We start from the raw sequence: 3,145 nt of genomic DNA, 5'->3' as shown, positions 1-3,145 counted from the left end.
ATGATTTTTAGCGATCCGATATAGTGAATCGCCGGCTTTAACAGTGTAAGTCCCGCTGCCACTTGTTTGGGTTTGGCCTACATTATTATTGTTATTTGTTGGCGTTTGATTCGTATCAATTGACGCGCCCCCAACATCATAAGCTGTTAAATTATAAGTTTGGATCACCCGGATCAATTTATCCGCATAGTCTGGTGCTGTCGCATATGTTCCATATACCCCATAACGCAGATTTTGCGCTGCAATTGCATAATTAGCCGAATTAGCTCGCGTTGATTTAGGAAAACGTGTTGTGATCACATTTGCATAACCATTCAAAGATTCAGCATAGCTTGAGTAACGTTGAAATTTATCATAGATCGTATGGTAGGAGCCATTATAAAATTCCTGTGTTGGTAACTCAATATATGCTCCCGAGCCTGACCACTTGACCCCGAAAAGATTATAAGCTGAAGTCGATAAATAACTACCACCCCATCCGCTTTCAAGAGCAGCTTGTGCGATCATCAAAGATGCATATAGTCCGCGTTGCTGTGCAACTTGTTGTGCCGGGCCAGCGATATTATTCAAAAATGTTTGTACATTCCCTGGATAAGTGCGTGAGACATTGACTGTTGGTGCAGTGGCAGAACTAGGTACCGCTTGACTAGCTGAAGCAACTTGACTTTGTTCTTGGGTAGAAGATGCAGCTTGAGCTTGTGTCTGAGTTTGCGCAGTTTGCGTCGAAACTTGATTTTGGTCATTTATATTGTTGGAATTTGCACTAGTATTTTCATTATTGTTATTAGATGATGTATTTTGATCGATCTGAACTGTATCAGCTTGCGCCTTTGCTCTACTTAAAACTAAACCAGCTGTCCCCATTAAAACAGTCGTTCCAATATACGTCGTAGCTTTTTTGACAGATTTTATATTTTCAGATAACAGCTGTTGTTTTTTATTCTCAAGACGTTCTTTTCTACTTTTCAAAATTCGACCCTCCTAATATTTAAAAAATTATAATAATTGCTTAATTTAAAGCCTTACCTTGATTATATCCTCTATCACTGATTCATGCTAGCTTTTTCACTTCAATCAATGTAAAATAAGCCCCCCAGTTATTGAGCGGCCTTATTTATGAATCGTTATAAAATAGCTAATATAGCTACAGATCTCTGATAATATCTAATACGTCTACTCTTATAAAAGTTGAATTTTATAAAGATGTCAAAGTCGGTGCTAATTATGATCTGAAAGTTTTATTTCCTAATATTGTTAATAATCCCCATACACCAAACATCACCAGTATCATAATTACAATGTTGATCATAATATCATACCAAGTATCATTTGGTAAATACCAAAATAAAAAAATATCACATATGATATACCCAATAACATTACAAATAATATTTAATTTGTCATCCATAATAATCACCATATTCGTTTACTTTCGGCAATAAAATCATTAATGCTATCCACGCTCTTTTCTCCAAAGACTATCTTGACCTCTTTACTATCTTATTGTATATCAAAGTAAGGACTTCACTAACATATTTATTTGCAAACTATTTCTTGGCACTATTAAAAGGTAATTCTACCCTATATATGATAACTTCATTTTTCTTTGCTTCAGACGGCAATCCATCAGTTCTAGTTTTACATTTAAATTATAACTTACATTTTAATGATGCACAATATTTCTTAGATTCCCCAAAGTCTTCTCTCAAAAAAGAGCACTAGTTCATATCAACTAGCGCTCAAAATAGTTCTAACTTTTAATCTAAATTCAATTCCGCCTTCAATTCAGCAACCTTATCTGTTTTCTCCCAAGGCAACTCAACATCAGTCCGTCCAAAATGACCATAAGCGGCTGTTTGCTTATAGATAGGGCGACGAAGATCGAGCATTTCAATGATCCCCGCTGGACGTAGATCAAAAATCTTGCGGATAGCTGCCACTAATGCTTGATTGCTTACTTTTGAACTTCCAAATGTATCGACTGAGATCGATACTGGTTGCGCAACTCCAATAGCATATGCGATCTGGACCTCAACTTGAGATGCGATCCCTGCAGCTACGATATTTTTAGCAATGTAACGCGCAGCATAGCTAGCTGAACGGTCCACTTTAGTAGCATCTTTCCCAGAGAAAGCACCACCACCATGATGAGCAAAACCACCATAAGTATCAACGATGATCTTTCGTCCGGTCAGACCAGCATCACCTTGTGGACCACCGATAACGAAGCGTCCAGTCGGATTGATGAAATATTTTGTTTTCTCATCAAGTAATTCAGCTGGAATCTCTGTCTGGATAACTTTTTCTAAAATATCTTGTCTAATTTGTTCCAACCCGATTTCAGCCGCATGTTGCGTTGATAAAACAACTGTATCAACACGTAACGGTTTGCCATCATCAGCATATTCAACGGTAACTTGTGCCTTAGCATCAGGTCCTAAATAGGCAAGGTCACCTGACTTACGCACTTGGGCGATCCTACGCATCAAGCGATGGCTCAACGCGATCGGCAATGGCATCAATTCAGGTGTTTCATCGATCGCATACCCAAACATCAAACCTTGATCTCCCGCACCGATCTGATCGAGCGGATCTGCTTGACCTTCTTTTGTTTCCAATGAGTTATCAACACCTAATGCGATATCAGCTGATTGTTCATCGATTGCCGTCAAAACGGCACAATTATCGCCGTCAAAACCGTATTTGCCATTAGTATAACCGATCTCTTTGATCGTATCGCGTACTACTTTTTGAATATCGACATACTTATTAGTCGAAATTTCACCGACAACAACTACTAAACCTGTGGTAACAGTTGTTTCTGCTGCTACACGTGCATTGGGATCTTTTTCCAGCAACGCATCTAAGATCGCATCACTGATTTGATCTGCAATTTTATCTGGATGTCCTTCTGAGACTGATTCTGATGTAAATAAATGTCTTTCTGACACTTTGAATTCCCCCATTTCAATTTTGTGGTTACAAGGCATCTTCACTAGATAGTGAATCCTATCGGGAATGAGTGAGTTGTAACGTTCTTATTCTAACACAAGATTTCACTTATTCAAGGTAAAAGGCTTAAATATTTGCAAAAGCTTTTTTAGATACCAAAAAAGACTAGGTATAATTACCTAGTCCCAAGAAA

Annotated in this window: 3 protein-coding genes and 1 riboswitch; all 3 genes read right to left on the bottom strand. The window is 38.0% G+C overall.

Features of this window, described 5'->3' with window-relative positions; all coding sequences use genetic code 11:
• A partial coding sequence (locus tag LMU01S_RS09755; RefSeq protein WP_174519387.1) for a glycoside hydrolase family 73 protein occupies window positions 1-969 on the bottom strand: 969 nt, incomplete at its 3' end.
• 253 nt (window positions 970-1,222) lie between these two features.
• Entirely contained in the window at window positions 1,223-1,408 is a 186-nt protein-coding gene (locus tag LMU01S_RS10725) for a DUF6007 family protein (RefSeq protein WP_056959747.1), read from the bottom strand.
• Window positions 1,409-1,757: 349 nt separating this feature from the next.
• Window positions 1,758-2,951 (bottom strand): methionine adenosyltransferase, encoded by a 1,194-nt coding sequence (gene metK, locus LMU01S_RS09750; RefSeq protein ID WP_056959694.1) that lies wholly within the window; start codon window positions 2,949-2,951, stop codon window positions 1,758-1,760.
• A riboswitch (SMK box riboswitch) is annotated at window positions 2,949-3,038 on the bottom strand. (Overlaps the previous gene by 3 nt.)
• Between the last annotated feature and the right edge of the window lie 107 nt (window positions 3,039-3,145).

The sequence above is a fragment of the Ligilactobacillus murinus DSM 20452 = NBRC 14221 genome (genome assembly GCF_001591685.1).
Taxonomy (GTDB): domain Bacteria; phylum Bacillota; class Bacilli; order Lactobacillales; family Lactobacillaceae; genus Ligilactobacillus; species Ligilactobacillus murinus.
This window is presented reverse-complemented; position numbering and strand designations above follow the sequence as displayed.

Excerpts from the sequence above, each read along its gene's own strand:
- LMU01S_RS10725 (WP_056959747.1), bottom strand. The coding sequence starts at position 1,408 with ATGGATGACAAATTAAATATTATTTGTAATGTTATTGGGTATATCATA.